The 22,075-nt window shown below is 66.4% G+C and carries 26 protein-coding genes; 15 read left to right on the forward strand and 11 right to left on the reverse strand.

Annotated features, from left to right (window positions below; genetic code table 11):
• The first annotated feature begins 30 nt into the window (after positions 1-30).
• The 3 genes from AC3IPP_RS12235 to AC3IPP_RS12245 all read left to right on the forward strand — a co-directional run bounded on the left by AC3IPP_RS12235 (position 31) and on the right by AC3IPP_RS12245 (position 1,205).
• Positions 31-225 (forward strand): hypothetical protein, encoded by a 195-nt coding sequence (locus AC3IPP_RS12235; protein WP_489149191.1) that lies wholly within the window; start codon positions 31-33, stop codon positions 223-225.
• A 232-nt stretch (positions 226-457) separates the two neighbouring features.
• Positions 458-592: a hypothetical protein gene (locus AC3IPP_RS12240; protein ID WP_256968266.1), complete on the forward strand. Its 135-nt coding sequence runs from the start codon at positions 458-460 to the stop codon at positions 590-592.
• A 22-nt stretch (positions 593-614) separates the two neighbouring features.
• Positions 615-1,205 (forward strand): DUF4142 domain-containing protein, encoded by a 591-nt coding sequence (locus tag AC3IPP_RS12245; RefSeq protein ID WP_256968267.1) that lies wholly within the window; start codon positions 615-617, stop codon positions 1,203-1,205.
• 56 nt (positions 1,206-1,261) lie between these two features.
• Here AC3IPP_RS12245 and AC3IPP_RS12250 read toward each other — a convergent pair whose 3' ends face one another.
• The gene (locus tag AC3IPP_RS12250; protein WP_087141317.1) at positions 1,262-1,681 is read right to left on the reverse strand and encodes a DUF6766 family protein; all 420 of its coding nucleotides are present in this window, start codon (positions 1,679-1,681) and stop codon (positions 1,262-1,264) included.
• 146 nt (positions 1,682-1,827) lie between these two features.
• Between AC3IPP_RS12250 and AC3IPP_RS12255 the strand changes: the two genes are divergently transcribed.
• Positions 1,828-2,328 (forward strand): YciE/YciF ferroxidase family protein, encoded by a 501-nt coding sequence (locus tag AC3IPP_RS12255; RefSeq protein WP_087141296.1) that lies wholly within the window; start codon positions 1,828-1,830, stop codon positions 2,326-2,328.
• A 49-nt stretch (positions 2,329-2,377) separates the two neighbouring features.
• Here AC3IPP_RS12255 and AC3IPP_RS12260 read toward each other — a convergent pair whose 3' ends face one another.
• Positions 2,378-3,106, reverse strand: coding sequence for a Crp/Fnr family transcriptional regulator (locus tag AC3IPP_RS12260; RefSeq protein ID WP_087141297.1), 729 nt, complete (start codon positions 3,104-3,106; stop codon positions 2,378-2,380).
• Between the two features lie 156 nt (positions 3,107-3,262).
• Between AC3IPP_RS12260 and AC3IPP_RS12265 the strand changes: the two genes are divergently transcribed.
• The 4 genes from AC3IPP_RS12265 (at position 3,263) to AC3IPP_RS12280 (ending at position 6,163) form a co-directional block, all read left to right on the forward strand.
• The gene (locus tag AC3IPP_RS12265) at positions 3,263-3,451 is read left to right on the forward strand and encodes a hypothetical protein (RefSeq protein ID WP_087141298.1); all 189 of its coding nucleotides are present in this window, start codon (positions 3,263-3,265) and stop codon (positions 3,449-3,451) included.
• A 97-nt stretch (positions 3,452-3,548) separates the two neighbouring features.
• Positions 3,549-4,310, forward strand: a complete 762-nt coding sequence (locus tag AC3IPP_RS12270; RefSeq protein WP_087141299.1) for a Crp/Fnr family transcriptional regulator — start codon at positions 3,549-3,551, stop codon at positions 4,308-4,310.
• Between the two features lie 56 nt (positions 4,311-4,366).
• Positions 4,367-5,071, forward strand: a complete 705-nt coding sequence (locus AC3IPP_RS12275; RefSeq protein ID WP_087141300.1) for a Crp/Fnr family transcriptional regulator — start codon at positions 4,367-4,369, stop codon at positions 5,069-5,071.
• 225 nt (positions 5,072-5,296) lie between these two features.
• Positions 5,297-6,163 (forward strand): DNA topoisomerase IB, encoded by an 867-nt coding sequence (locus tag AC3IPP_RS12280; RefSeq protein WP_256968269.1) that lies wholly within the window; start codon positions 5,297-5,299, stop codon positions 6,161-6,163.
• On the opposite strand, the gene AC3IPP_RS12285 is transcribed toward AC3IPP_RS12280, so the two are convergent.
• Positions 6,160-6,705: a cysteine hydrolase family protein gene (locus AC3IPP_RS12285; RefSeq protein ID WP_489177406.1), complete on the reverse strand. Its 546-nt coding sequence runs from the start codon at positions 6,703-6,705 to the stop codon at positions 6,160-6,162. The two genes, AC3IPP_RS12280 and AC3IPP_RS12285, sit on opposite strands and share 4 nt — an antisense overlap.
• Positions 6,706-6,858: 153 nt before the next feature.
• Positions 6,859-7,062 (reverse strand): helix-turn-helix domain-containing protein, encoded by a 204-nt coding sequence (locus AC3IPP_RS12290; RefSeq protein WP_256968270.1) that lies wholly within the window; start codon positions 7,060-7,062, stop codon positions 6,859-6,861.
• 545 nt (positions 7,063-7,607) lie between these two features.
• Between AC3IPP_RS12290 and AC3IPP_RS12295 the strand changes: the two genes are divergently transcribed.
• Positions 7,608-8,330, forward strand: coding sequence for a PA3715 family protein (locus AC3IPP_RS12295; protein ID WP_143276117.1), 723 nt, complete (start codon positions 7,608-7,610; stop codon positions 8,328-8,330).
• Positions 8,331-8,368: 38 nt separating this feature from the next.
• Here the strand turns inward: AC3IPP_RS12295 and AC3IPP_RS12300 are convergent, their stop codons facing one another.
• Positions 8,369-8,743, reverse strand: coding sequence for a hypothetical protein (locus AC3IPP_RS12300; protein WP_087141305.1), 375 nt, complete (start codon positions 8,741-8,743; stop codon positions 8,369-8,371).
• Between the two features lie 172 nt (positions 8,744-8,915).
• Here AC3IPP_RS12300 and AC3IPP_RS12305 point away from each other — a divergent pair, with 172 nt between their 5' ends.
• The 3 genes from AC3IPP_RS12305 to AC3IPP_RS12315 are packed head-to-tail and all read left to right on the forward strand — an operon-like array spanning position 8,916 to position 14,540.
• A complete protein-coding gene (locus AC3IPP_RS12305; protein WP_489149192.1) occupies positions 8,916-9,704 on the forward strand; it encodes an ImuA family protein in 789 nt (262 codons plus the stop codon).
• Positions 9,595-11,154, forward strand: a complete 1,560-nt coding sequence (locus tag AC3IPP_RS12310; protein WP_489149193.1) for a Y-family DNA polymerase — start codon at positions 9,595-9,597, stop codon at positions 11,152-11,154. Before AC3IPP_RS12305 ends, AC3IPP_RS12310 begins: the two co-directional genes overlap by 110 nt.
• Positions 11,151-14,540, forward strand: a complete 3,390-nt coding sequence (locus tag AC3IPP_RS12315; RefSeq protein ID WP_489149194.1) for an error-prone DNA polymerase — start codon at positions 11,151-11,153, stop codon at positions 14,538-14,540. Before AC3IPP_RS12310 ends, AC3IPP_RS12315 begins: the two co-directional genes overlap by 4 nt.
• 57 nt (positions 14,541-14,597) lie before the next feature.
• On the opposite strand, the gene AC3IPP_RS12320 is transcribed toward AC3IPP_RS12315, so the two are convergent.
• From AC3IPP_RS12320 to AC3IPP_RS12340, 5 genes are all read right to left on the reverse strand, one after another.
• Complete coding sequence (locus AC3IPP_RS12320) at positions 14,598-15,392, reverse strand: DUF3313 family protein (RefSeq protein ID WP_087141308.1); 795 nt, start codon at positions 15,390-15,392, stop codon at positions 14,598-14,600.
• Between the two features lie 51 nt (positions 15,393-15,443).
• Complete coding sequence (locus tag AC3IPP_RS12325; RefSeq protein WP_087141319.1) at positions 15,444-16,007, reverse strand: lipocalin family protein; 564 nt, start codon at positions 16,005-16,007, stop codon at positions 15,444-15,446.
• Between the two features lie 45 nt (positions 16,008-16,052).
• Entirely contained in the window at positions 16,053-17,237 is a 1,185-nt protein-coding gene (locus tag AC3IPP_RS12330; protein WP_256968273.1) for an SAM-dependent methyltransferase, read from the reverse strand.
• A gap of 76 nt (positions 17,238-17,313) precedes the next feature.
• Positions 17,314-18,117 carry a DUF1365 domain-containing protein gene (locus tag AC3IPP_RS12335; RefSeq protein ID WP_087141310.1) on the reverse strand — a complete coding sequence of 268 codons (804 nt, stop codon included), beginning with the start codon at positions 18,115-18,117 and terminating at the stop codon, positions 17,314-17,316.
• Complete coding sequence (locus AC3IPP_RS12340; protein ID WP_087141311.1) at positions 18,114-19,451, reverse strand: NAD(P)/FAD-dependent oxidoreductase; 1,338 nt, start codon at positions 19,449-19,451, stop codon at positions 18,114-18,116. The genes AC3IPP_RS12335 and AC3IPP_RS12340 overlap by 4 nt, the downstream gene beginning before the upstream one ends.
• Between AC3IPP_RS12340 and AC3IPP_RS12345 the strand changes: the two genes are divergently transcribed.
• From AC3IPP_RS12345 to AC3IPP_RS12355, 3 genes are read left to right on the forward strand one after another with little or no spacing between them, the layout of a single operon-like run.
• Positions 19,450-20,193 (forward strand): sigma-70 family RNA polymerase sigma factor, encoded by a 744-nt coding sequence (locus tag AC3IPP_RS12345; protein WP_489177407.1) that lies wholly within the window; start codon positions 19,450-19,452, stop codon positions 20,191-20,193. The genes AC3IPP_RS12340 and AC3IPP_RS12345 overlap by 2 nt on opposite strands.
• Complete coding sequence (gene chrR / locus AC3IPP_RS12350) at positions 20,190-20,828, forward strand: cadmium/peroxide/UV radiation responsive anti-sigma factor ChrR (RefSeq protein WP_087141313.1); 639 nt, start codon at positions 20,190-20,192, stop codon at positions 20,826-20,828. The genes AC3IPP_RS12345 and chrR overlap by 4 nt, the downstream gene beginning before the upstream one ends.
• On the forward strand, positions 20,825-21,628 hold the full coding sequence (locus tag AC3IPP_RS12355; protein WP_256968052.1) for a DUF1295 domain-containing protein: 804 nt from the start codon (positions 20,825-20,827) through the stop codon (positions 21,626-21,628). Before chrR ends, AC3IPP_RS12355 begins: the two co-directional genes overlap by 4 nt.
• On the opposite strand, the gene AC3IPP_RS12360 is transcribed toward AC3IPP_RS12355, so the two are convergent.
• Positions 21,625-22,032 (reverse strand): DUF2177 family protein, encoded by a 408-nt coding sequence (locus AC3IPP_RS12360; RefSeq protein ID WP_087139026.1) that lies wholly within the window; start codon positions 22,030-22,032, stop codon positions 21,625-21,627. The genes AC3IPP_RS12355 and AC3IPP_RS12360 overlap by 4 nt on opposite strands.
• Between the last annotated feature and the right edge of the window lie 43 nt (positions 22,033-22,075).

A 22,075-nucleotide genomic window follows, 5' to 3' on the forward strand; every position in this document is an offset into this window, starting at 1 on the left:
TTCTGCTTCGAGTACGAAAGGAGTTCGCTCTTGCCCCTCGCGAACAAGGAAAAGCCCCCGATCCTGCGAAGCCCCAGACGGCTGCTGATCCTTGTCGGCGTCCTCCTGGTCCTGTTGTTCATCGTCTATCTAGCCGCGGCGGCGACCGGTTTTCTCCGCACCGAAACCAAGGTTCCCGATCCACGAATGACGGGAGCCGAGGCGCCGCTGGAGCGTGTCATGTAACGGCGTGTTCAGGCTTGAGCGTTTGGAACACCGCCTCGCCCCGCCGCTTAACTTCCTGTCACAGGGAGGAAAAGACATGACCGATTGCCCTCGCCGCCCACCGCACGTCCCTACCCTGGGAGGCCGCCATGCGTTTCTATGAAGTCGTGGTCGGCAGCGACAGCGGCCCTCAGCGACGTCTGCGAGTCGCTTCGCCCACCGATGTCCAGGCCGCCGACGCCGCCGCCCCCTGATGCGCACGCAGGAGGCCATTCTATCAATCCGCGAAACGCCGGATGACGGCCTGCAACAGGTCGATGCGCCTCCGCCTCAGACCCAGGCGCAAGAATTGGCGCCCGTCACCCCCGGCGTGGCCGCCAAGCCCTGATCATACCCAAGGAGTTCAAGTGATGATGAAGCAAACCGTCGCCGTCCTGGCCGTATCAGCCGCCGCCCTCACCCTCGCCGCCTGCAACCAGCAGCAAGGTTCCAAAGCCGTCGATAAGGCGCAGGACGCCGTTTCCGAACCGGTCGGTCAGACCTCGGCCGCGACCATGGGCGCCAATATGGTCAGCGCCTATGTGCCCAACGCCGCCATGGGCGACATGTACGAGATCCAGGCCGCCGACATCGCCATGGAGAGATCGAAAAACGCCCAGGTCAAAGAACTGGCCCAGATGATCAAGACCGACCACACGGCCGCCTCCACCGGCCTGAGGGCCGCCGCCGGACAGGCTGCGCCCGACACGACCTTGCCGACCGAGCTCGATCAACGCCGCAAGGGGCTGATCGACAACCTGCGCTCAGCCTCGACTGCGGACTTCGATAAGGTCTACGTCGATCAGCAGGTCGCCGCCCATGAGGAGGCCGTCACCCTTCACCGCGGCTTCTCCGACAAGGCGGACGTTCCCGCCTTGGCGGAACATGCGCGCAACGTCCTGCCCAAGATCGAAGCCCATCTTGAGCGGGCCAAGCAGTTGCAAGCCAGCTTGGGCGCCTGACGCCGGGCCTTGGTGCACGGCGCTATCAGGGGCGGACGACAGTCCGCCCCTTCTTCCTATTCGGCAGCGGGCTTCCGCACCGCATAAGGCGGGTCCAGATGAATGCTCGCGTGGCCGTGACGACGCAGATGGCTGGCGTCGATCTCCTCGATCAGGGCCGCGCCGCTTTCACGCCCCACCAATTCTAGCAAGGCGTCGATCTTGGCCTCCATCCGGTCGTCGTTCTCCTTGGACGACGGCGAGCCGACATAAAGAAAGTAGGCCAGCCCCACGACCTGCCAGATCAGTTGCAGGAACTCGGACTGCCAGTTCTCGAAGGTGTCCCTCCCCATCTCCATCAAATAGGGCGTCAGTTGCGCCGCCTGTCCGTGGTCGCGGGCCTCGTTCACATAGGCAGCCCAGCCGAAGCCCCAATGCAAGACGATGGAAATGGTGAAGAAGGCCAGAGTGATCCAGCCATAGGCGTACTCCTTCATGTCGCGCTCCAACACTCTGAAATCGGCAGAAGAGTTCGTGGGCCTGTGCGTTCCGTGGCGCCCAGCCCTGTCCATATCCGAACACTAGGAACGCGCTTGTGCGCCCGCCGCTTCGCAGGCTCCCCCATTCTTTTCAGGAGAGTCCCATGGCCGAGAAAACGCTGCAAACCCTCTTCCACGAGACCTTGCGCGACATCTATTACGCCGAGCGCAAGATCCTGAAGTCCCTGCCGAAGATGGCGCGCGCCGCCCAGTCGCCCGACCTCAAGGCGGCCTTCGAAAAGCACCGCGAGCAGACTGAAGGCCAGATCGAACGCCTGCAGCAGGTGTTCGAGATCATCGGTAAGCCCGCACGCGGCAAGACCTGCGACGCCATCGAAGGCATCCTGGCCGAAGGCGACGAAATCGCCGAGGAGTACAAGGACACGGCAGCGCTCGACGCCGGTCTGCTGGCCGCCGCCCAGGCGGTCGAGCACTATGAGATCACCCGCTATGGCACGCTCAAGCGCTGGGCCGAGGTGATGGGACTGAAGGACGCCGTCAAACTGCTGGACGAGACCCTTCAGGAAGAAAGCCAGACGGATGAGGATCTGACGGCCATCGCCGACGCCGTAATCAACGCCGAGGCGTTGCAGCCCGCCGCCTGAGCTCCATCCGGCCCTGCCGCCTGATCAGCGGCGGGGCCGTAACCCTGCGCTAAACCGGCAGTCGTTCCAGCCGCAGATAGGAGGGATTGAACTCGGCCGCGCTCGCCAGACGATCCCACGCGAGAATACGAACTTCCGATCCTGTCCACTCCAGCCAGCCCGCCTCGCGCATGACCTTCAGCGTACGGTTCACATGCACGGCGGACATGCCGAGCAGATCCGCAATCTCCGCCTGGATAATGGGAAAATGAAAGACGCCGTCGCGCGCCAGGCCCACGGCTTTCAAGCGCGCGTAGATTTCGCAGACCAACAAGGCGGTCCGCTCCAGCGCCTCCTGTCGACCTAGGGCCAGCAGCCATTCACGGTGCATGGCGGCGTCCACCACCGTCTCCAGCCATAACAAGCGCGTCAAATGCGGGTGCTCTTCCGTCAGTTTGCGCAGGCGTTCATGCGGCGCCTCGGCGATGAGACAGTCGGACAGCGCGCGCACGCCATGGTCGACGCGCTTCAGAACAAAGCCGTGCAGGTCGATGAAGTCTCCGGGAAGATTGATCTGGGTGTACTGCCGCCGTCCGTCGCTCAGATCGCGATAGCGCGCGCAGAAGCCGTCGATGACGAGGCTGGAATGATCGACCAACGCATCCTGAGTGACGATGTCGCTGCCGGCGGGCTTCAACACGACATGGGTCAGCACGCTCCTGAGCGCCTGCCTTTCGCCATCCGTAATGACGTCGCGTCGTTGCAGCTTGTTTTCCAGCAAACGGCTGTGGTCGTGCATTGTGGTTCCCTGAGGCTTGGCGCGACCACAACGCCGGATCTTCGCGAATGGTGCCATCGGCTCGAACAGCCGAGGTTCCACAGCGCCTCAAAGGCGACACAATGAACCCATCAGGGCGCAACCGCATTGCCTTCCCGTAACAGGGGATTTTGTACCATGAATAGAACACCAGTCATCGAGCGGGCCTTCGAACTCGCGCGCAGCGGCCGCTTCCGCATACCCAGCGAAGTCCGCAAGGCCTTGATCTCGGATCGTTATACCCAGGCCGAACTTTTCCAGCTCGAGGGCAAGGCCACGTGGCGCCAACTGCGCACCCTCTGCTCAGATTCCTATTACCGCGCCTGACGGCTTCCGCTCCCGGCGCCGCAAGCATCACCGTCAAGCCCTTGGACTAACCTATGTAAAGAACGAAACACCCTCGGCCGTGCTGTTGGTCAGAGGGATGAAGAATCAGTCTTATCAAGATGATGTAGACATAGCCGCGGCGTCGCTGGAGCGGATGCTGTTCAGCTTCGCCGTGCTGTCGCCTGGCGACATCGAATGCATCCGTAGCTGGTTTCACGGTCCTGCCATGGTTCACCCGCCCGGCGGCGCCGTTTCCCTTCATCCGGAACGCAAAGACGCCCGTGTGGTGGCGCGCGGCTGGATCGCCCGCGGCGCGATGTTGGAAGACGGCCGTCGCCAGATCGTCGGTCTCAGCCTGCCCGGCGACGTCATCCTGGCCGCCGACGTCGTGGACGCCGACATGGCGGTCTGGGCCCTGACCGACGCCTCTACCCTTGACGCCTCCCTGCTGTGGGCGGCGATTTCCGAAGGCGTAGACGTCAGCCCGCGTCTTCTGGAAGCCTGGCGGCATTTTCGCTCGGCAGAGCGCCTGCGGCTGGCGCGGCATGTCATTCGGCTGGGTCGGCTCAGCGCCTATGAGCGAACGGCGCACCTTCTGTTGGAGCTGTACGAGCGGCAAAGCCGTCTCGGCGCAGCCGAACCCGGCGTCCTTCACCTGCCTCTCACCCAGGACATGCTCGCAGACATCCTGGGCCTCAGCGCCGTGCACATGAACCGGACGCTACAGCAACTTCGGCGAGCAGGCCTGGTCGACTACCGGACGGGACGGGCCGTCCTGCCTGACCTGCAGGGCCTGGCCTTGGCCGCAGGCCTCAGCATCGCCGACGATCTCGCGGATGCGCCGCCCAGCCGCGACTAACCCATGTGAGTGGCGATCTGCGGCAGCCATGGCAGGGCTTCTGGTTAGGAGGCCCCATGTCTGCAGATTCCGCCGCCATTCTATCCCCGTCCGCCCCTCCTCACGGCCGCCCCCCGCCCAGCATCCGTGATCACCCGGTCTATCGCGTCCTGCCGCCGGATGCGCAGCAGCGCCTGACCGCCGAGGGAACAGAGGTTGATCTCCCAGGCGACGCGCAGGCTCCTCTGGACAGGGAGCATCTCTGGTTCGTCCTGTCCGGGGTTCTCGGCGCCTTTCCAACCGGAAGTGAAGTCTGTGTCGCACCTATCGTATCGGGCGCCGTCTACGGTTGGGATCACGCTCTGGGCTCTAGCGGCAGCCGCGCCGACGTGCGGCCGCTGCTGGATGTTCGGCTGTTCCGCGTTCCCGCCGCCGCCGCCCGCGAGGCGCTCGGTCATGATTGGCTATCGCGCTTCATCGCCCTTCAGGCGGTTCAACGCCTGACGCTTCTGGAACAGGAAGCCGCCTGCAACGCCTCCCATCGCGTGTCGGAGCGTCTGGCCAAGTGGCTGCTTCGTCTGCACCATGGCGGCAACGGCGCGCCGCTTCGCTTGAAGCAGGCCCAGCTAGCCGCCATGCTCGGCGTCCAGAGAACCAGCATCAACGCCGCCGCCAGCAACCTGCAAGCGATAGGCGCGGTGCGCTTCAGCCGCGGCAAGGCGTCGATTCTGGACGCGGGTAGTCTCTCCGACCTTTCATGCCGGTGCGGCGCGATGAACTGAGAGCACGGCCGCGCGCAGAAGGGAGCCGGAGGCAGGACCTGGTGTTGCCTAGACTTAGACCCAGCAAGGGCCGTGACGATGTCGACAAACGTGATCAATCCGCCGCCTTCCGGCGGACTCGTCTGGTCCAGCAACGAGAGCCCAGGCCTTACGCGCCGCCGGAGCGGGAGGGGCTTTTGCTATCTTGATCCAAAGGGGTGCCTGATCCGTGAGCGGAACATCCTGATGCGGATCGACGCCCTAGCCATTCCGCCGGCGTGGCAGGACGTCTGGATTTGTCCCGACCCAAACGGCCATATCCAGGCGACCGGGCGCGATGCGCGCGGTCGCAAGCAGTACCGCTATCATGCCGATTGGACGGCCCGCGCCGCCTCGCACAAATTTGCGCGTTTGCCAGATTTCGCCCGACGCCTGCCGCGACTGCACGACCGGGTGGAGAACGACCTTTCGCGACGTGGCCCGTGCAAGGAAAAGGTGCTGGCCTCGGCGGTTCGTTTGCTGGAAGTCACCCTCATCCGCGTCGGCAACGCCGCCTATGCCCGCCAGAACCGCAGTTTCGGCCTGACGACCCTGCGCAAGCGGCACTTGGAGGTCGACGGCTCGGCCCTAACCTTTGAGTTCAGGGGCAAGAGCGGCAAGGAACACCGGGTCAAGGTCAGCGACCGTCGACTGGCGCGCGTCATGCGCGGCCTTGAAGGCCTGCCGGGCCAGCATCTGTTCAAATACCGCGACGCAGAGGGCGAGCTGTGGGCGATCAGTTCAGACGACGTGAACGCCTATATCCGCGAGGCCATGGGCGATGAGTTCTCCGCCAAGGACTTCCGCACCTGGGCGGCCACCGTCGCCGCCGCCCGCGCCTTCTACGAAATGGCCCCGCCCACGTCCCAGACCGAGGCGCGGCGAAACATCTCGACCTGCATGAAGGCGGTCGCGAGCCTGCTGGGCAACACGCCGACGGTCTGTCGGGCGTCCTATGTCCATCCGCGCGTGATTGAGCTTTATGAATCCGGAACCATCACGACCTGTCTGCCGGATCCAAACGCCCAGAGTTTCGATTCAAGGCTGTCGCGACTGCTGAGCGAACCTTCCTAGGCCCACATCTCGAGCACCTCGTCGCACTCCGCCGTCTCGATCTGCTGGCCGAAGCGGTCATGATAGAGAGCCAACAAGGCGTCGTGCGACTGGTCCGAGGAACTGCACAGGGCGTCCGAAACCACCACCACGCGAAAGCCCATATCCACGGCGCCGAGGACAGTCGCCAGCACGCACATATCGGTCTCGGCGCCCGTCACCACCAGGGTGTCGACCCGGCTGGCCATCAGAGCCGACGCCAGACCCGTGTTGAGCCAGGGGGAATAGCGGGACTTGTCCAACACCCTGGCGGGCGGGGTGAAGACCTGCAGTTCGGGCAGAAGCTCCACACGTCCTTCACCCAGATTCTCAAGCGTCATCGACGCCCATCGCCGCCAGTACCGCCTCCACGTCCCCTCCCCCTCTCTCGGCGAACGGGCGGGGATGAACCGGGTGAAACAGGTGCGTTCGGCCTTGCGCTCGCACAGACGCACGACGACTGGCAGGACACGCGCCATCCACGGCGTGCGCCATGCCGTGTCCTCCGCGAATAGTCTTTGCATGTCCACGCACAGATGGACGGCGTTTGCGGCTATGGGGCCGAAATGGATACCGGAAACCATACCGCCCCAAAGCCCAGGCCTCTGGCAGGTTCCCAGTCTTAGGGCCAGACTTCCTGCCTATCTCCGCCATGCCCCCTGCCGCGACCGAGCAGGTTAGTCATGCATCAGCAAATGAATCGGCTCCACCTTCAAGATATCTGCGATCCGCTCGACAACCTCCAGCGTTGGGTTCCTTTGCCCACGCTCTAACTGCCCCATATAGCTGTAGGAGAGGCCCACATCATGAGCGAGCGTTTCCAGGGTCACTCCCCGCTCGCGCCGGATACGCCGTACATTTTCGCCGAGAACTTGGGCCATTCGCATCGCCCCAAGCGCAAGGAAATCTTCACCTTCATCCAGTCACTATAATAACCATTCAGGGAGAGCGTGATGGATGTCGTGTTGACGGTTGGTGTTGTCGTCATTGCAGGAGCATGCTGGCAGTTGTTCCAGCGACTGCTAGCCATTGAGAGAGAGACTGTCGATCTGCGCCAAGAGGTCTACCGCTTAGCCGAAATGCGCCTGGCGGATCCCGAAAAGCCATTCGGACGCAGGTCGCACCCGCCAAAATGAAAATACAATGGCCTCCAACCGGCGCACCTAGAATGCGACGAGGCTGAGACGAGGTTCCGTCCTCGTTTAGAAGGTGTGGCTTTCAGCGCAGCGTTGGTCTTGTGGCGTCGAATTCGGCTTCGCTAGACGGCGCATTCCCCTTGGCCGGTTCGGCTGCTGGAATGGAACGAGTTACGGGACAGCTAGGGAGGGGGGTGATGAGGATAATCGGCGGATGGAGTTTAGGCGTCCTGGCGCTTGTGCTGTGCGCTCCAACAGCGGCCAGGGCGGAAGGCCGGGAGTGCGGGGACGTGGCGGCGATCGTACGCCAAGCCTACCCCGACGCCGTCGTGCAGGGTGGGCGCGCGGTGCGGGTCCGCGACCGCACCCTTACCCTCCCATCCGAAACCTCCATCGATCCTCACGCCATGGTCTGTCGGCGCTGGCGAGGCCGACCAGGGCTCCTGCTGGTCGCGGTTCCCCTCATCGCCCAAGTCCGTTCGGACGGAACTTCAGGCGATCTGGATGTTCTCGTCGTCGATGAAACCACGGGGACCCCACGCCAACGCCTCCGCCTGCCCCACGCCATGGACGACGACGCCATAGGCGTGTCCGACGTTTCATTCGACACCGCCGCCTATCAGTTGGGGCCTGAACGGCTCGCGTTCGGAGTGCGGCAAACGCGGATGGGGAGCTCGCGTCCCAATCCCCTCCTGGAGACCACGCTGTCTCTCTACGAAGTGCGGGACGGCGCCCTGGCGCCCGTCCTGGAAAATCTGGTGGTCTCTCGAAGCCGGGGCGAATGGGATCTATCCTGCCCAGGCGAAACCCTCTCGACCGAACGTATCCTGCGGATGACCCCAGGCCGACGCGGTCAGGACATTTCGCTCCTGGAGCGTCGGACTCGACGCGTCTCCAAGACGGATAAGAGCGGGGAGTGCCTGACGACGGATCGCACCGAACCGCCAAGAACGGTCCTCATCCCCTTCGACGGCGAACGATACGCCCTTCCCCCATCTCTCAGGCGAGACTGATGTCGGCGGCGCCGGCAGCGAATGTTGGAGCGGCTCCATCATCGTGCTGAGATGCGCAAGGACATCAGAAACGCGGCCGTGAACCCCAGGTGGACGCCGAGGAAGAGCCTCGCCAATTCTCGCGCCTCACCGGTCGTGACGCCCCAGACGTCATTTAGCGCGACGACACCGAAACCGACGGCGTTGGCGACAAGGACGTTTCGTAGCGAGCCGCCGAGAGGCGCGCCGCGCGAAAGCCAGTTCAACACGGCTATACCTAGAAACGGCCCTCCCAAAAGCCTGAGCAGAGCGATGAGTTCTGTCGAAGCGTCAGCGGGAACGGCCCCCACGCCGAACTGAAGCGGCACGAACAGAAGCGCCAATCCCACGACCGCGAGATAGACGGACGAAAGCGTCAAGGTCAGGCGGATCATAGATTCCCTCCCTCCTCGAGAACGAAGCTGCCGTTGTGCGTGACAACGACGCATGAGGCCAATTCGCTCCTTTGGTGAGCCGCTCGATGATCGGAGATAGCCACCATTGCTTGGCAGCAGCTTTACCATCCCGCTTGACTCCCTCCCTGGGTCAGGGCGCATATAAGAACATATGCGGAACATTCATTCTCAGCCTGACGCTCTGGCGGCGCTGAAGACTCGCCTGGAGGCCCTGGATCGGGCCGGCGGTCGTCGCGTCGGCGCGGGCGTGCGCGCAGGAAGCGACGACGCCTTTGCGCCGCTGGCCGCCGGCGTCCTGCATGACCTCTATGCCGCCGCGCCCGCCGACGCCGTGGCGGTCAACGCCTTCGGGCTGGGCATGGCGCTGCGGGCGGCGGCCGGGCGGCCCATCGTCTGGGGCCTGCATGAGATGATGGCCCAGGAGGCGGGACGGCCGCATGGGCCCGGCCTGCATGAAATGGGCTTGTCGCCGCGCGACCTGTTGCTGGTGCGGACGCGCGACGTGCAGACCCTACTTGCCGTCGGCGAAGAAGCCCTGCGCAGTCCCGCCGTGGGCGCCGTGCTGTTGAGCGCCTGGGGCGAGGCCAAGGCCTTCAGCCTGACGGCCAGCCGACGACTGGCCCTGGCGGCCGAGACGGGGGGCGCGACCCTGTTCCTGGCGCGGGCGGGCGCCCTGCCCTGCCCCAGCGCGGCCGAGACCCGCTGGTCGGTGACGTCCTGCGCTTCAGAACCTCTGGAGGGCGGAGCGCCGGGACGGCCGTCTTTTTCGGCGACCCTGCTGCGGCGGCGCGGCGGCGGGGCGACCGGAACCTGGATCATGGAGTGGGATCGTGAACAGCGAACCTTCCGTCCGCCCGCGCCGCTATCTGGCGGTCTGGTTCCCCTGGCTGCCCAGCGACCGGCTGCGACGCCAGGAGCGGCGGGACGGCGCGCCGCCTGAGGATGCGCCGCCGGTCGTCCTGGCCGAGAAGATCAAGGGCGCGTTGCGGCTGGCGGCCGTCGATCCGGCGGCGACGCGGGCGGGGCTGACCCCCGGCCTGGCCCTGGCCGACGCGCGGGCGCGGACCCCCGCCCTGCGCGTCGTCGCCCATCGACCGGACCTCGACGACGCCTTGCTGGGACGGGTGCTGGAGGATTTCGGCCGCTTCACCCCCATGATCGCGCTGGACCCTCCGCATGGCCTGATGCTGGATGTGACCGGCTGCGCCCACCTGTTCGGCGGAGAGACGGGCCTGATGCGGACGGTCCAGGCGCGGGCCGAGCGCGCCGGCCTCAAAATCCGGTACGCCCTGGCCGGAACGCCCCAGATTGCTCGCGCCCTGGCCCGCTTCGGCCCCGGCGGCCGGTTCGAGCCCGGCCAGGACCGCGCCGCCGCGCGTCGCCTGCCGGTCGCCGCCCTGGAGCTTTCGGACAAGGAGGACGAGGCTCTGCGCCGTCTGGGCCTGAAGCGGCTGGGCGATCTGGACGACCGGCCTCGCGCGCCCCTGGCCGCCCGCTTCGGCGCTGACTTCCCGACCCGACTGGCGCGGGTTCTGAGCGACGAGGACATGCGCATCACCCCGCATCGTCCGCCCGCGCCCGTGGTCGTCGACCGCGTCTTCTTCGAGCCGATCTCTGCGCCCGAGGACGTGGAGCGGGTCCTGTCCGACCTGCTGGTCGAGACCATGGACCGGCTGGATCAGACGGGCTTTGGCGGCCGCGCCTTCGAGGCCGGCTTCTATCGCGTGGACGGCGAGACGCGCCGGATCATCGTCCGCACTGGCCGTCCGACCCGCGACGCCCCCGCGACCCTGCGGCTGTTCCGCGAGCGGATGGCGGCCCTGCCCGCCCCGCTGGACCCCGGATTCGGCTTCGACCAGATGCGGATGTCCGTGCCCTGGACCCAGGTCCTCGCGCCGACCCAGCAGGGGCTGGAGCGCGAGACGTCCGGCGAGGAGGCCTTCAGCCGCCTGATCGACCGGCTGACGGCGCGCCTGGGACCCGAGGCGGTGCTGCGCTTCGAACCCTTCGCCTCGCACATTCCCGAGCGCGCCGCGCGACTGGTCCCGGCCGCTGCCCGTCATGGCGACGAGACCTGGCCCGACCTTGATCCCGACGATCCGCCCTTGCGGCCGCTGCAGATGTTCGATCCGCCCCAGCCGGTCGAAACCCTGGCCGAGGTTCCCGACGGCTATCCGCTGAAGTTCCGCTGGCGGCGCGTCCTGCACGAGGTGACGCGCGCCGAAGGGCCCGAGCGGATCAGCGGCGAATGGTGGCGCGCGCCGAACCAGCGCACCCGCGACTATTACCGGGTCGAGGACCGGGACGGCCGCCGCTTCTGGCTGTTCCGCCAGGGCCTCTATGGCGAGACGCTCGAGCCGCGCTGGTTCATCCACGGCCTGTTCGCATGAAGAGGCTCGACCCTTGCGGCGCCTACGCCGAACTGGCGACGGCCAGCAACTTCTCCTTCCTGCGCGGCGCCTCGCATCCCAAGGACCTGGTGCTGACGGCGATCCTGCGCGGTCACGCCGGACTGGGGCTGGCCGATCGCAACACTGTAGCGGGCGTGGTGCGGGCCTGGAGCGCGCTGAAGGAGATTCGCGTCGAGGGCCTGGCCCCGCCGGACAGGATGCGCGACGGCGGCAGTCCCGGCGAGGTCGCCTTCATCGAGAACCCGTTGAACGATCCGGCCCTGTCCGAAGAGGTGAAGCGCCGCGCGGCGGACTTCCGCCTGCTGACCGGGGCGCGGCTGGTCTTCAACGACGGGACGCCGGACGTCATCGCCTATCCGGAGACGCGGGCGGGCTGGGGTCGGCTGACGCGCTTGCTGACCCTGGGCAACCGCCGCGCCAGGAAGGGCGAATGCGAGATCGGCCTGCGCGACCTGCTGGCCGATCCGGAGGACCTGCTGCTGATCCTCGTCCCGCCGGACCGGCTGACAGGGCTGGAGGCGGTGCTGGCCCGCATGAACGCGGCGGCGCCGGGCGCGGTCTGGCTGGGCGCCGTCCTGCACAGGCGCGGCGACGACCGGCGCCGGCTGGCCCGGCTCAAGACCATGGCCGAGCGAGTGGAGGTTCCCCTGCTGGCGCTCAACGACGTCCTCTACGCCGCCCCCGATGACCGCGACCTGCAGGACGTCCTGACCTGCATCCGCGAAGGCGCGACCATAGAGACCGCCGGCCGGCGGCTGGAGGCAAACGCCGAACGCTGGCTGAAGCCCGTGGATGAAATGGCCCGTCTGTTCAAAGACGCGCCCGAGGCGGTGACCGAGACGACCGCCTTCCTGTCGCGCGCGACCTTCGATCTAAGCGACCTGAAGTATGAATACCCTGAGGAGCCCGTGCCGCCGGGATGGGAGCCCCAGAGCTGGCTGGAAGAGCTGGTCCGACGCCGCACCTTCGTCCGCTATCCCGACGGCGCACCACCTAAGGTTGCAGCCCTACTCAATCGAGAGTTGGAGTTCATCGCCGAGCGCAGCCTGGCCCCCTATTTCCTGACCATCCACGACATCGTCCGCACGGCCGAGGACAAGGGCATCCTGTGCCAGGGACGCGGATCGGCCGCCAACTCGGCCGTCTGCTACGTCCTGGGGATCACCAGCGTCGATCCGGCCCGCCACGACCTGTTGTTCGAGCGCTTCCTGTCCTCCAACCGCGACGAGCCGCCTGACATCGACGTGGACTTCGAGCACGAGCGGCGCGAGGAGATCATCCAGTACATCTATGATCGCTATGGCCGCCATCGCGCCGGCATCGCCGCCACCGTCATCCGCTATCGTCCCCGCAGCGCCATCCGCGAGGTCGGCAAGGTCCTGGGCCTTACCGAGGACGTCACCGCGCGCCTGGCCTCGACCCAGTGGGGCAGTTGGGGATCGGAGATCAGCGGCCGCCAGATCGAGCAGGCCGGACTGGACGCCGCCAATCCCATGGTCGATCGCGCCGTGCGCATGGCGACGCGCCTGCTCGGCTTTCCGCGCCACCTGTCCCAGCACGTCGGCGGCTTCGTCCTGACCCAAGGGCGGCTGGACGAGACCGTCCCCATCGGCAACGCCGCCATGCCGGACCGCACCTTCATCGAATGGGACAAGGACGACATCGACGCCCTCGGCCTGATGAAGGTCGACGTCCTGGCCCTGGGCATGCTGACCTGCATCCGTAAGGCACTCGACCTGATGAAGGCCCATTCGGGCGTCGAGCACGACCTCGCCTCCGTCCCGCCGGAGGAACCCGAGGTCTACGACATGCTGTGTCGGGGCCAGTCCATCGGCGTCTTCCAGGTCGAGAGCCGCGCCCAGATCAACATGCTGCCGCGGCTGAGGCCGCGAGAGTTCTATGATCTGGTGATCCAGGTCGCCATCGTGCGTCCCGGTCCGATCCAGGGCGACATGGTTCATCCCTACCTGCGCCGTCGCAACGGGGTGGAGGAGGTTCACTATCCTCCGCCCGGCCGCCTCTACGGTCCGCCTGACGAGCTGGAGCAGGTGTTGGACCGAACCCTGGGCGTGCCCCTGTTCCAGGAACAGGCGATGAAGGTCGCCATGGTCGCCGCCCGGTTCACGGACGCCGAGGCCAACGGCCTGCGCAAGGCCATGGGCACGTTCCGGGGCGACGGGACCCTGCACACCTACGAAGACCGCATGGTCGGGCGGATGATCGCGCGCGGCTATGATCCTGACTTCGCGCGGCGCTGCTTCGAGCAGATCAAGGGCTTCGGCTCCTACGGCTTTCCCGAAAGCCACGCCGCCAGTTTCGCCCGGCTGGTCTATGTCTCTTCCTGGATCAAGCACCGCCACCCGGCGGCCTTCGCCTGCGCCCTGCTGAACAGCCAGCCGATGGGCTTCTATGCGCCCGCCCAGATCGTACGCGAGGCGCAGGAGGTCGGGGGGGTCGAGGTGCGCCCCATCGACGTCTCGCACAGCGACTGGGACAACAGTCTGGAGGGGCCAACGGACGCCCCCGTCCTGCGGCTCGGTCTGCGTCAGATCGACGGCTTCAAGGAGGACTGGGCCAAGGCCCTGTCGACGGCGCGAGCCGAGGCGCCCTTCGCCGATGTCGAAACCCTGGCCCGGCGCGCCGAACTGCCCGCCGCCGCCATGCGCAAGCTGGCCGACGCCGACGCCTTCCGCTCCCTGGGCCAGGATCGTCGCGAGGCCCTGTGGGCGGTGCGCCGTCTGCCCGACGACGATCCCTTGCCCCTGTTCGCCGCCGCCGAAGCGCGCGAGCGCGGCGCCCGCGAACTGGGGGCGGAGCCCGACGCCCATCTGCCCCTGATGCCTTTGGGCGAGCACGTCGCCGCCGACTACCAGACCGCGCGCCTTTCGCTGAAGGCCCACCCCATGGCCATCCTGCGCCCCGTCTTCGCCGCGGAGCGGGTGCTGACCTGCGCCGCCACCGAGGCCAAGCGCGGCGGCTCCCTGGTGCAGGTCGCCGGCGTGGTCCTCGTGCGTCAGCGACCGGGCAAGGGCAACGCCGTCTTCGTCACCCTGGAGGACGAGACCGGCATCACCAACGTGGTCCTCTGGGCCCGGATGCTCGACCAGTACCGACGCGAGATCATGGGAGCCCGCCTGATGCAGATCGAAGGCCTGGTCGAGAAGAGTCCCGAAGGCGTCGTCCACGTCGTCGCCCGCCGCGTCATCGACCGCAGCGCCGAGCTGTCCCGCCTGTCAGAAGACCATGAGACCAATGTGCAGTTGGCCCGCGCCGACATCATCGCCCACCCGCAACCGCCGCGCCACCCGCCGCACCGGCACCCGCGCGACGTGCGCATCCTGCCGGGATCGCGAGATTTCCACTGAGCGCCAGGAGCCGTCGTTGGCTCCTTGCCTGAAATCGGACCTTGTGGGCGATCAAAATCATTCCGGTTCGGTTTCGGTGTTCGCCCGTCCTCCGCTCAATCCCGGCTCATACAGGCCTGTGGCGATGCCCGCGAGAACGCCCTCTACCCTGACGCGCGGACCAAAGCGCCGACAGGGATCAGGATCGGGTATGGACCTCACCGCCCGATCGCTAGCGGCCAGCGCATCGCCAATCATGTCGCCCAGAGGCTCGGCCAACTGGTGGGCGTCGCCAATGCGCGACAGCGACGGCTTGTCCGTTCCCACCACCATGGCGTCGCGGCGCCAGACTATGGCGGCGGCCTGACGACCGTCTGGCGTCAGGAGTTCCGCCTCCGCGCCAAGGCCGCCCGTGCCTCCCGGCGTCCTGATCTTGATCGGCCCGGGGATGAAGAAGTTGGCGACGGCTGCGGCCGCCGAACCGGCCTGATGCGTCGGCCGGATGTAGGTGACCCCCACCCTCACGGTCCCGGCCAGGGGCTCAGGCTGCTCGGCGATGTCGAAACGTTCGCTCAGTTCATAGCAGACTTGACGATCCACCTCGGCCAGGACCGCTTGCCGGTCGCTGTCGGACAGGATGGGTTCCGAAACGCCGAATACCTCGGCCGGCGCCACCCAGAGCCGGGTAATGGTCGAGGCCAGCGCCTGGTCGCGGCGCTGTGCAACCGCGGCGCGCACCACGTCCGTTCGCGGCGTAAGCCCCTCGTAGCTAGTCAGAAAACCGGCGTTGGACGGCGGGCCTCCGCTGGCGCAAGCCCCTGAAGCCAGCGCCAGGGTCACCGCCCCTAGCCCCCTAAACATCTTGCCCGCCATGGCGTCTCTCCCTCTTTTGACAGGAGATACGCACGACGGCAGCCAGCAGATTTACGGACGATGCCGAGTTTGATGCAACAGCGCGAGATCATAACCCAGCTCTGCCGCCCGGTTCAGGATGGTGGCGCGAACCTCTTGGGAAGGTTTCGCCGTCCGGCTCATCAGCCAGAGATATCGGCCGGAGGGTTCGCCGACGATGGACCAGGAATAGTCGTCGGCATGGTCCAGCACCCAGTAGTCGCCGAGGTAGAAGGGTCCGAAGAAGGAGACTTTCAGCCGTGCATCGCCGCTGTCGGGCACCACCCGGGCCCTGCCCTCGACCGTCTTCACCGGGCCGTCGACGCCGCCCTGACGACAGGTGTTGAGCACGCCGACAAGACCATCGTCGCGTCTTGTGTATTCCGCCGTCACCCCCTCGCATCCCCGCTCGAACCCGTTTTCGTAGCGGCCGATCTCGTACCAGAGCCCGGCATATCGGCTCAGGTCGACCGTCCTGGTCGGCAAGTGAACATTCGGATTGCCGATTGGGCCACGCTCAAACGTGGCGCAGGCCGACAGTCCAAGGACGCAGGTGGCTGCGGCGATAAAAATGACTGAAGGGCGCTTCAGGCTCATCGGCATATCCGTCATCAACAGGTCAGGGTCAGCAAGGCGCGTTCGTTAGTCGCGGCTTAGGCTCATCTGGATCACATCGGTCCGGCCCGACCGGAAGCCCGCCTCGCAGTAGGCGAGATAGAAGCGCCAGAGACGGCGGAAGCGCTCGTCGAAGCCTGCGTTCCTTCGAGCGATATCGGTCCAGGCGCTCTCGAAACCTCGCGCCCATTCAGCCAGGGTGTCGGCGTAATTGTCGCCGAAACGCTCGACACCCGTTTTTTTCAGGCCGGTCTGCGCCAGCACGGGCGCCAGCCTCGCCTCGGAAGGCAGGCTCCCACCGGGAAAAACATACTTCTGGATGAAGTCGGTACGCGCGTCATATTCGTCGAACAGGTCGTCCTGGATGGTGATGATCTGCAGGCCCGCACGTCCTCCCGCCTCCAGGACGTCGTGGACCTTCTGGAAGTATACGGGCCAGTATTCGCGCCCCACCGCCTCGAGCATCTCGATCGAGGCGACGCGGTCGAAGCGGCCCTCCACGTCTCGGTAGTCGACCAGCTGGATATCCGCTCGCTCCGCCAGCCCCGCCTCGAACAGGCGGCGACGCGCATAGTCGTGCTGTTCGCGAGAGATGGTGACACCCGTGACCACGGCCCCGACCTCTCGCGCCGCGAACTCGGCGAACCCGCCCCAGCCGCAGCCGATCTCCAGCACGCTATGTCCCGGCTGAAGGTCCATCATCCGCACCAGAGCGGCGTACTTGGCGCGCTGGGCGTCCTGCAGCAGCTGTCCCGGCGCCTCGAAACGCGCCGAGGAATAGGTCATCGAGGGGTCCAGCCAGGCGCAATAGAAGGCGTTGCCCAGGTCATAGTGGGCGTGGATATTGCGGCGCGATCCTCGGCGGCTGTTGCGGTTCAGCCGGTGCCCGATCCCGTTGACCAACTTCATCAGAGGGTTGCCGTCGAACAGGCGACGAATGTGGTCGTAGTTGTTGACCAGGGTCTCCAACAGGACCGCCAGGTCAGGCGTGTCCCACTCCCCCGCCATATAGCCTTCCGCAAAGCCGATATCCCCGTTCTTCAGCACACGGGCTGCGCAGCGAGGATCCCGGATGGTCAGGACGGCGGCGTGGCCGGATGTCCGGCCCGTCAGCTGATGACGGGCGCCGTCCGGTAGAACGAGGGTGAGCCGCCCCCAGGTCCAGTTGGCGGACAGCAGGTGCACAAGCAGGCCCAGAACCGGAGCCCCCATCCGCTGATCGTTTCGCTCGCCATAGAAGGTGGTGGTCATGTCGCCAGGCGGCCTTTTATTCGGGGACGGCGGATGTTCAACGCGCGACACGGCTCTCTCGAGCCCGCCGCTGGACTGTGACTGCCTCACGGGCCGGCAGCGGCTGGCGCGTCAGGCGAACGCCCTTGAGCCAGAGTTTCAGGGCCTCCCAGTGGATGGCGGCCACGACCTTGAGGGTCATCAGCGGCAGGGCCAGCGCCGCGGTCCACAAGGCCCTGTCGTCTAGCGGACGGCGCTCGCCACACATGACGGCGGTGATCAAGAGCCCCTGGGCGTCCACGCCGTCGATGGTGATGTCCAGCCGGGCGCCCGGCGCGTGACCGCGAAAAATGTAGTCCATCTCCATCCCCATGAAGGGCGAGACATAGAGGGCCTTGGCCGCACTCTGATGGATCAGGCCCGCCGTCTGGTCCGTTTCCGGCACCGGAATGACATAGGCGTGGCGCACGCCGAAGGTGCTGGTCACCTCATAGACCATGGCCGCCAGCCGACCGTCACCGTGATGGCAGTAGTAGAGGCTGATCGGATTGAAGACGTAACCGAGCACACGCGGCATGGTCAGCAAGCGCACCGCCCCTTCGCCGATGTCGATCCCTGCACGACCGAGGAAGGCCTCGATCTGGGGGCGCAACGCCGCGCCGGAGCCGTCGCCGTGATCTCGATCGTGAAAGGACAGCAGGTTGAAACGGTTGCGCGAAAACCAGCTCAGGCTGCGGTCCAGTTCGTCGATCTCCGCCAGATCCAGCAGCAGCCAGAAGACGCGATAGTAAAACCGATGCGCCCTTGGCCGCAGCCGCCGATGCATGACGTCTCCGCGATAGAGGGCGGAGGCCTGGGTCACGCCGCCCTCTCCAGGACAGTGGCCGAAGACGGCGACACGTGGATGCGGCCGCTCTCGTTCTCTACCGACCAGGGGCGTCGCACGCCGCCCAATTGCTCGGCCACGGCCAGACCCGACTGAAGGCCGTCCTCGTGGAAACCCGCGCCGAAGTGAGCGCCGCAGAACCAGACTCCGCCCTGCCCCTGCAGGCTCCACAACTGTTTCTGGGCCTGAAGGGCGGCGGGGTTGAAGACCGGGTGCTCATAGAGCTCGCTGCGCAACAAGGTGTCGGGCTTTGGCGGACGCGGCGGGTTCAGGGTGACGAAAAGGTCCTGCCCTGGCAGGCCCTGAAGCTTGTTCATCCAGTAGGTGACGCACAGGTCGTCGTCAGCGCCGATATAGTTCCAACTGGCCCACGCGCGGCGGCGACGCGGCATCAGGCCAGCGTCGGTGTGCAGCACGGTCAGGTTGCGGCTGTAGCGGAAGGCGCCCAGCACCTCCTTTTCCTGCGCGGTCGGCTCGTCCAGCATGGCCAGGGCCTGATCGGCATGGGCGCCGATGACGACCTGGTCGAAGCGCTCGACGCCGCCCTGGCTGTCATGGATCATGACGCCCTGGCCTGTGCGCCGCACCGCCGTCACGCCGTGGTTCAGCCGTACGTCGCCTATGGCCCGGGCCAGCCGTTCGACATAGGTCCGGCTTCCACCCTCAACCGTCCGCCACAGCGGTCGGCCGATCAGCTTGAGCAGGCCATGGTTGCCGCAGAAGCGGATGAAGGCCTCTGCCGGATAGTCCAGCAGCGTGTGGGCTGGCGAGGACCAAATCGCCGCCGCCATCGGCAGCAGATGGTCGTCACGGAAGGCCTCGCTGAAGCCTTCGCGCTTCAGATAGTCGCCCAGCGTCAGGTTTGGGTCGCTCAACCCGCCCAGATCAATCGGCGCCTCACGATAGAAGCGCAGGATCTCGCCCAGCATTGACCAGAAGCGCGGGCGAAGGACATTGCGGCGCTGGGCGAACAGACCGGGCGCCGCGTATTCAAACCGGCCGTCGTCCAGCGACACGGCGAAGGACATGTCGGTCGCGCGGGCCGGCACGCCCAGGTGCTCGAACAGGGCGATCAGATTGGGATAGGTGGCGTCGTTGAAGCAGATGAAGCCGGTGTCGACCGCGACATCTCCGGTCGCCGCCCCTGCGGTCACGGTATGGGAATGCCCGCCCAGACGATCCGCTTTTTCATAGAGCGTCACCCTGTGGCGCTGCGACAGCAACCAGGCCGACGACAGGGCGGCCACACCCGATCCGACCACGGCGATCTTGAGCGGGCCATCGGAAGGACGAGCGGACGAATGCGACATGACGGCTCCGAAACGCGCCCGCGCAATCGCTGCAGGCCTGATCGGATTACGCAGCGGCGTCGCAATCGGATTACGAATGATCCAGACATTTTGCCGAAGCGTATTAGGCTGCATGCATGTCGAGGCCGCCTCTTTCAAATCGTCTGACAGGACCCTGCGGCGCATGAGCGCGGACGGGTCCTCGCCGGACGCCTTTGCGCATGACCGCCTGATCGAGGCGGTGGCGTTGCGGCGGGATCGCGAAGCCTTCGCTCAACTGTTCAGCCATTATGCGCCGCGCCTGAAGGCCTGGCTGATCAAGTCAGGCGCGCCCCCTGCCGCCGCAGAAGACTTCGCCCAGGACGCCATGCTGACGGTCTGGCGCAAGGCGGACCTGTTCGACGCGCGCAAGGCCCGGGCCGCGACCTGGATCTTCACCATCGCTCGCAACCGCCGGCTCGACATGCTGCGCCGCGACGCCCGCCCCCTGCCGACGCCCGAAATCGATCTGGCCGAGACCGAGGTGCAACAACCGGATGACATCCTGTCCGCTTCACAGGACGCCGAACGCATTCGCGACGCCTTGTCGCGCCTCAAGCCCGATCAGGTCGAGGTTCTGCGCCTCGCCTTCTTCCTGGACAGCCCTCATCCCGAAATCGCCCGGCGGCTCGACCTGCCTCTGGGCACCGTCAAATCCCGCATCCGCAACGCCATGATCAAACTTCGCCTCATCCTCGAACCGTCCGAGGAGGCGCCCCGATGAACCCCAACCGCAACCCGTCCGAAGAACGGCTGCTCGCCTATGCCGCCGGATCGCTCAGCCCGCCCGAGGCCGTGGTCGTCGCCGCCCATCTGGCCATGCGCCCCGCCAATGACGCCTGGGTTCGCCGCCTTCAGGCCGTGGGCGGTGAGTTTCTGGAGGAGGCCGCGCCGGTGGCCCTGTCCCACCACGCCCTGGCGCACGCCATGGCGCTCATCGAAACCGATGCCGGCGAAGCCAGGCCGCCGGCGCCGCTCAACGATATGCCCGAACTGCCCGAGCCGCTGCGGCGCTACGCCCTCGGGCCCTGGCGCTGGATCGGCCCCGGCATCCGCGCCCGCCACGTCCACGCCCCGCGCGACGGCGCCTGCCGGGTCATCCTGCTGAAGATCGATCCGGGTCGCGAGACGCCGCGTCACACCCATGGCGGGGTCGAACTGACCTGCGTCCTATCCGGCGCCTACGCCACCGAGACCGAACGCTTCGAGGTCGGCGATCTGGAGGAAGCCGACCACGACGTGCTGCATCAGCCGCGCGTGGTGTCGGACATTCCCTGCCTCTGCGTCGTCGCCCTGGATGGAGAAATCCAGCTCGACGGCTGGCTGGGGCGGCTGATGCAGCCCTTCGTACGGCTGTGATCGCCCTGCTGCCGCTCTGGTTTGCGGCGACGCTGTTTCTCGTTCTGGTCATGAGCGCGGCCTGGGCGGTTCAGCGCCGCACCGGCCAAGGCGGATGGGCCGACGCCTTCTGGTCCTTCGGCCTCGGTATGGCTGGCGTCGGCGTCGCCCTCTTTCCTCTCGGCGGCGTGGAGCCGTCATACCGCCAATGGCTGATCGCCGGCCTGATCGGGCTCTGGGGCCTGCGGCTGGGCCTGCATATCGCACGTCGCGCCACCGGCGAAAACGAGGACGCGCGCTACGCCCGGCTGCGCACCGAATGGGGCGACAGATTCCAGGCCCGGATGTTCGGCTTCCTGATGCTTCAGTCCGGGGCCGCCGCCTTCCTGGCGCTCAGCGTACTGCTGGCGGCGCGCAACCCGATGCCCGGCCTGACCCTGCAGGATGGTTTCGCGACCCTGATCTTTATGTCCGCCCTGCTGGGCGAAGGTGTGGCCGACCGTGAGCTGGCCGCCTTCAAGGCTGATCCCGCCCATCGAGGCCGCGTCTGCGACACCGGCCTCTGGGCCTGGTCACGGCACCCCAACTATTTCTTCGAGTGGCTGGGCTGGTGCGCCTGGCCGGTGTTCGCCATCGACGTCAGCGGCGCCTGGCCCTGGGGCTGGCTGGCACTGACGGGTCCTGCCTACATTTACTGGCTGCTTAACCATGTGTCGGGCGTCCCCTTGCTGGAGGCCCATATGCGCCGTTCGCGACCCGACGCCTTCGCCGCCTACGCCGCCCGCACCAGCCGCTTCTTCCTTCGCACACCGCGTCGTTAGACGACGCGCAGCAGCCGCATGGCCAGAGCGCAGGCAATCGATGACGAAACGGCGCTGACGCAGACGCCCCAAGCCATGTCGATCAGCGACAGTTTCAGACTCCAGGTCTTGAGCGTGGCCAGATTAGTCAGGTCGTAGGTCCCATAGGCGAAGAGGCCGAACAGTCCGCCCCACAGCAGCGCCTTCTTCCACCCGCCTTCGGCAAGGCCCGGCAGGACCGCAAAGAGCGTCAGGCCCCCAGCATAGAGCGCATAGAAGGCGACCGCCGGCGCCAGCCTGAAGTTGTCCGCCAGCATCGAGCCGATCAGGGGGCGGTAAAGCCGGTTCCCCATGCTGCCGAGCCAGGCCGAGTCGATCACGGCGAAGACGAGGAGGGTCAAAATGTAGGGGGCAGCTATATTCACGGCTCAGCTCCATAAGCTCCTGACCGATACGCCCCGAATGCGC

This window comes from Brevundimonas sp. KH_060 (assembly GCF_057838275.1).

What these genes read in the sequence shown, in the direction of transcription:
- AC3IPP_RS12260 (WP_087141297.1), bottom strand. Translation starts at nt 3,106, where the DNA reads ATGCACGACCACAGCCGTTTGCTGGAAAACAAGCTGCAACGACGCGAC.
- AC3IPP_RS12245 (WP_256968267.1), top strand. Translation starts at nt 615, where the DNA reads ATGATGAAGCAAACCGTCGCCGTCCTGGCCGTATCAGCCGCCGCCCTC.
- AC3IPP_RS12275 (WP_087141300.1), top strand. Translation starts at nt 4,367, where the DNA reads ATGTCTGCAGATTCCGCCGCCATTCTATCCCCGTCCGCCCCTCCTCAC.
- AC3IPP_RS12330 (WP_256968273.1), bottom strand. Translation starts at nt 17,237, where the DNA reads ATGGGGGCTCCGGTTCTGGGCCTGCTTGTGCACCTGCTGTCCGCCAAC.
- AC3IPP_RS12280 (WP_256968269.1), top strand. Translation starts at nt 5,297, where the DNA reads ATGCGGATCGACGCCCTAGCCATTCCGCCGGCGTGGCAGGACGTCTGG.
- AC3IPP_RS12345 (WP_489177407.1), top strand. Translation starts at nt 19,450, where the DNA reads ATGACGGCTCCGAAACGCGCCCGCGCAATCGCTGCAGGCCTGATCGGA.
- AC3IPP_RS12270 (WP_087141299.1), top strand. Translation starts at nt 3,549, where the DNA reads ATGAAGAATCAGTCTTATCAAGATGATGTAGACATAGCCGCGGCGTCG.
- AC3IPP_RS12265 (WP_087141298.1), top strand. Translation starts at nt 3,263, where the DNA reads ATGAATAGAACACCAGTCATCGAGCGGGCCTTCGAACTCGCGCGCAGC.
- AC3IPP_RS12285 (WP_489177406.1), bottom strand. Translation starts at nt 6,705, where the DNA reads ATGCAAAGACTATTCGCGGAGGACACGGCATGGCGCACGCCGTGGATG.
- chrR (WP_087141313.1), top strand. Translation starts at nt 20,190, where the DNA reads ATGAACCCCAACCGCAACCCGTCCGAAGAACGGCTGCTCGCCTATGCC.
- AC3IPP_RS12255 (WP_087141296.1), top strand. Translation starts at nt 1,828, where the DNA reads ATGGCCGAGAAAACGCTGCAAACCCTCTTCCACGAGACCTTGCGCGAC.
- AC3IPP_RS12315 (WP_489149194.1), top strand. Translation starts at nt 11,151, where the DNA reads ATGAAGAGGCTCGACCCTTGCGGCGCCTACGCCGAACTGGCGACGGCC.
- AC3IPP_RS12240 (WP_256968266.1), top strand. Translation starts at nt 458, where the DNA reads ATGCGCACGCAGGAGGCCATTCTATCAATCCGCGAAACGCCGGATGAC.
- AC3IPP_RS12250 (WP_087141317.1), bottom strand. Translation starts at nt 1,681, where the DNA reads ATGAAGGAGTACGCCTATGGCTGGATCACTCTGGCCTTCTTCACCATT.
- AC3IPP_RS12305 (WP_489149192.1), top strand. Translation starts at nt 8,916, where the DNA reads ATGCGGAACATTCATTCTCAGCCTGACGCTCTGGCGGCGCTGAAGACT.
- AC3IPP_RS12325 (WP_087141319.1), bottom strand. Translation starts at nt 16,007, where the DNA reads ATGAGCCTGAAGCGCCCTTCAGTCATTTTTATCGCCGCAGCCACCTGC.
- AC3IPP_RS12340 (WP_087141311.1), bottom strand. Translation starts at nt 19,451, where the DNA reads ATGTCGCATTCGTCCGCTCGTCCTTCCGATGGCCCGCTCAAGATCGCC.
- AC3IPP_RS12300 (WP_087141305.1), bottom strand. Translation starts at nt 8,743, where the DNA reads ATGATCCGCCTGACCTTGACGCTTTCGTCCGTCTATCTCGCGGTCGTG.
- AC3IPP_RS12290 (WP_256968270.1), bottom strand. Translation starts at nt 7,062, where the DNA reads ATGGCCCAAGTTCTCGGCGAAAATGTACGGCGTATCCGGCGCGAGCGG.
- AC3IPP_RS12320 (WP_087141308.1), bottom strand. Translation starts at nt 15,392, where the DNA reads ATGGCGGGCAAGATGTTTAGGGGGCTAGGGGCGGTGACCCTGGCGCTG.